Source organism: Ferruginibacter sp., assembly GCF_031391665.1.
In the GTDB taxonomy this organism is placed as follows: Bacteria; Bacteroidota; Bacteroidia; order Chitinophagales; family Chitinophagaceae; genus Ferruginibacter.
The window spans coordinates 1-3,723 of record NZ_JANMUN010000222.1 but is presented as its reverse complement, the minus strand read 5'-3'; the positions used below and the strand labels follow the sequence as shown (position 1 = coordinate 3,723).

The window sequence follows — 3,723 nt, the reverse complement described above, 5'->3', positions numbered from 1 at the left end:
TTCTACGAATTGAGCCTTTGGATCGCCGGCTATTGGGAAATGGATGAGCGCGCGAAAGCGCGCGCCAGGGTCCGCCTTGCTCTCGTTCTGTTGGTCGTCGGGGCGGCTATGTTCTGGGCGGCATGGCGCTTTCATACCGGCTTCCATACGTGGGTCCAGAAACGTTTTTGTTTAAAATCAATCCACACAGGACCTTCGCAGCCGCCAACTATCTTTGTCAGCTTTTCTTTTTGATTATGGATAATGATCCATTTACCTGAAGCATGTTTATATAGTGTGCCACTTTCGTAAAGTTCCCCTTTTTTTATACCGGTTAGCCCCGCTGGTGCATATACCCAAATTTTATTACCTTTTATTTTTACTTTGCATTTAGATAAACAAGCATTGTATTCCTCATCACAATAATTATAGGTGTAAGTACCGCTTTTGGGTATTTGAGCAAAAGATACTGTTGTAAAAGCGAGAAAGAAAACGAGCAAGAGAATTTTCATATGGTAAAGTAAATAAAAAAAGAAATCCGAAGTTTTTTAAAACTCCGGATTTGCAAATTATTGTTTGTACTTAATTAAAGTTTACTCGTAATCTCTTCACTCATTGGAGTAACCTTGCTGGGGAAATAAGAAAGCAAATGGCCATTTTCATCCAATAAAAATTTACCAAAGTTCCAACCGATCTCTGCATCTAAAACGCCGTTTTCGCTTTTGCTGGTAAGCCATTTAAAAATAGGAGCAGTATCATCGCCTTTTACCGAAACTTTTGCCGCCATAGGAAAAGTTACGCCGTAATTCTTTTTACAAAATTCCTGTATTTCTGTATTGGTACCCGGCTCCTGGCCACCAAAGTTGTTGGCAGGAAAACCTACAATAACTAATTTGTCCTGGTATTTTTTATACAGCGCTTCAAGCCCTTCGTATTGTTTGGTAAAACCGCATTTAGAAGCAGTGTTTACTATTAATATTTTTTTGCCTTTGTATTTTGCAAAGTCAATTGTTTGGCCGTCTAATGATTCTACTTTAAAATCGTAAATAGATTTTGCGGCGATAACAGCTTCGGTTTTTACTGGTGCATTAGTTATGGCAGGTACATTGTTCGATTGTGCTGCACAGGATAATAACGCTGTTGTAATAGCTAATAATTTTATCATGATTGTAGTTTTAATTTATTGTAATTACCTATTACAAATATTGTGCTGTAAAGTTCGGGTAAATTTTAATACTCAGTAATACCATTCATCCTCTTAACAATTTATTTTTCGTAACAGCCCAAATCGGGAAGGCCATTATTACGGTTTTTATCATCAAGATCTTTTGTAAAAGTTGTGGCAATACCTTTATTAACTCCCGGGGCATTATTGTTTGAAATCCTGAAATTATACATCCGCTTCACCACATCAATAGTATCGAACAATGGGTCCTGGTTTTTTAGGTTGTTGGTTAATGTGCTGTTAGTTGGGTCGCTTCCTCTGTATAAATTATTTTCGAACAAAACAGCAAAAGTATTGGACCCTTGTTTGCTAACTGTTATTTCATTATTTACAAATCCTGAGCTATCGGCCCAAAAAATACAATTGCGAAAAACGGCATTTAAATTAGCTGTAATCGTTGAGCCGCCCTGAGCCGCAAAATTATTTACTGTTAGTAAAGGGTTTTTATGATTGATATATAAATTAGAATATGCGGCAACAGTACAGTTGGTAAAATTATAATCGCCACCATAAACTAATGCTACATTGCTGCCGCAGTTGCTTATTAAACTGTTATTAATTTGCAAACTGGTATTGGCGCAAAGTATGCCTGCATCGTAAGCATTATCAATTATGCATTGTTGCAAAATAATTTTAGGATTTGCGTTAATTGATGGCGCAGTTGCAACCACGGCCTGGTATGCATTTTTAATCACAGCAAATTTCAACACATTATTTTTACTGTTGTTTCTAAAATAAATACCGGGCCAGCCAGCCGGCAGATCTTTATAATCATTATCCAAACGGTCGCCGGCAAAAACTACTTCATTATTTTTTGTGCCGTTAATTATAAGTGTACCATCCACAATAAATGGCGCATCTGCATGACTGTAAATTTTAGTGCCGGGTTGAATGGTTAAAGTTGCGGTGGTATCAATACGGATGCTTTTAAGAATTACATAAGGTAAAGTATTTGTCCATGTAACGTTACCGGTAATAATTCTGTTGGATAAAAAATTAGCATTTTGTCCATAAGCCTGCAATTGTACAAAACGGTTATTGCCATTATAGTTTATTAAAATACTATCGCTGATAATAAAAGGAAGATTTGCTGCATTGGGATTTATTGACACCGAGACAAAAACATAAATACTGTCATTAGCTGCAAGCTCAACATTGGTTGCTTCGGTAACAGCATTGCCATTAATGTTTATCTTAAAAGCTGATGCTGCGCCACCTGCTAATTTAACCTGGGTTAGTTTTAGTTTTTGATTGTTCTCGTTAATTATTTTAAACGACTTTGTTATTGAACCGGTAGTGGTAAAAACGGTATCGTATTTTAAAGAGTCGGCAGTAATGCGGAGCCTTGCATCGGCTGTTGTAATAAAATTATCTTTTTTACATGCAGACGCAATAATTAAAAGGCAACAGGTAATGGGCAATAAATAATAAGCAACAGGCAATGGGCAATAAGCAAATAAATACCTCTTCATTTTTCAAATTTAAAGTAAAACTATTTAGCAGCGTGTGCTAAAGTGGCAATATATAATTTTACGCCTTCGGTTTGTAAAACAACACTGCCACATGCTTCTAAAGTTGCGCCGGTTGTTATTACATCATCAACCAATAAAATGTTTTTTCCTTTTAAGGTTTCAGGATTTTTAATTTTAAAGCTGCCTTCCACATTTTCCCATCTTTCGGTACGGTGCTTACGGGTTTGTGTTTCGGTAAATTTTTGACGTATTACATTGTCATTTAAAACAGGAATATTCATTACTTCACTCATGCCATTGCAAATTATTGTTGCCTGGTTGTATCCACGTTTATGTTCTTTATCGGGGTAAAGCGGTAAAGGAATTAAATAATCGATATTGTTAAACCGGTTTGATGCAAATAAAGTTTTGCCCATTAACTCTCCTAAATAAAAACCAATAGCGGTATTGTTTTTATATTTCAATTGATGAATGAGTTGCTGTATTAAAAATTCCTTCGAAAAATAAAATTCGCTGTGAGCGGCTGTAATGGGTATGCGGCCCAAAAATATTTTTTCAACAGGGTTATTATTATGCTGTGCAAAATTGGTGTGGGGCAAATTGTTGATGCATTCGAGGCAAAGCAAATTATCTTGTTGCAATAAATCGCTGCCGCAGCCTGTGCATACGTGTGGGTAAAAGAGGTGAAGGGTGGAGGAGAAAATGTTTTTTAATGTTTGCATAAAATAAAACTATTTAAATTATTATACACTAACGCCCTTCAGGGGTTTGGGGCTAAAACAAATACTGATAAACTTCTTCCACCTTACCCAATGCCACAATCTCAATATTAGTTTTATGCTTGGGTAAACTTTTAGCATTGTATTTACTCACTATTATTTTTTCAAAACCTAATTTTTCTGCTTCGGCAATGCGTTGTTCAATACGGTTTACTGCTCTTATCTCTCCGCTTAGACCCACTTCGCCTGCAAAGCAAGTGTGGTGGTGCAGCGGCACATCTTCGTAGCTGCTCAGCAAGGCACACACAATTGCCAGATCAATAGAAGG

The 3,723-nt window shown here is 36.7% G+C and carries 5 protein-coding genes; all 5 read right to left on the bottom strand.

Translation table 11 applies throughout. The features are described from left to right. Nucleotides 1–131 precede the first annotated feature (131 nt). Nucleotides 132–491 carry a hypothetical protein gene (locus ACY651_RS16705; protein ID WP_462254633.1) on the bottom strand — a complete coding sequence of 120 codons (360 nt, stop codon included), beginning with the start codon at nt 489–491 and terminating at the stop codon, nt 132–134. A gap of 74 nt (nt 492–565) precedes the next feature. Next, on the bottom strand, nt 566–1,144 hold the full coding sequence (locus ACY651_RS16700) for a glutathione peroxidase (RefSeq protein WP_462254632.1): 579 nt from the start codon (nt 1,142–1,144) through the stop codon (nt 566–568). 101 nt (nt 1,145–1,245) lie between these two features. Beyond that, a complete protein-coding gene (locus tag ACY651_RS16695; protein WP_462254631.1) occupies nt 1,246–2,676 on the bottom strand; it encodes a hypothetical protein in 1,431 nt (476 codons plus the stop codon). Nucleotides 2,677–2,696: 20 nt separating this feature from the next. Continuing rightward, nucleotides 2,697–3,398 carry a ComF family protein gene (locus ACY651_RS16690; protein WP_462254630.1) on the bottom strand — a complete coding sequence of 234 codons (702 nt, stop codon included), beginning with the start codon at nt 3,396–3,398 and terminating at the stop codon, nt 2,697–2,699. A 52-nt stretch (nt 3,399–3,450) separates the two neighbouring features. After that, nucleotides 3,451–3,723: magnesium chelatase domain-containing protein (locus ACY651_RS16685; RefSeq protein ID WP_462254629.1), on the bottom strand; the 273-nt coding region annotated here is incomplete at its 5' end.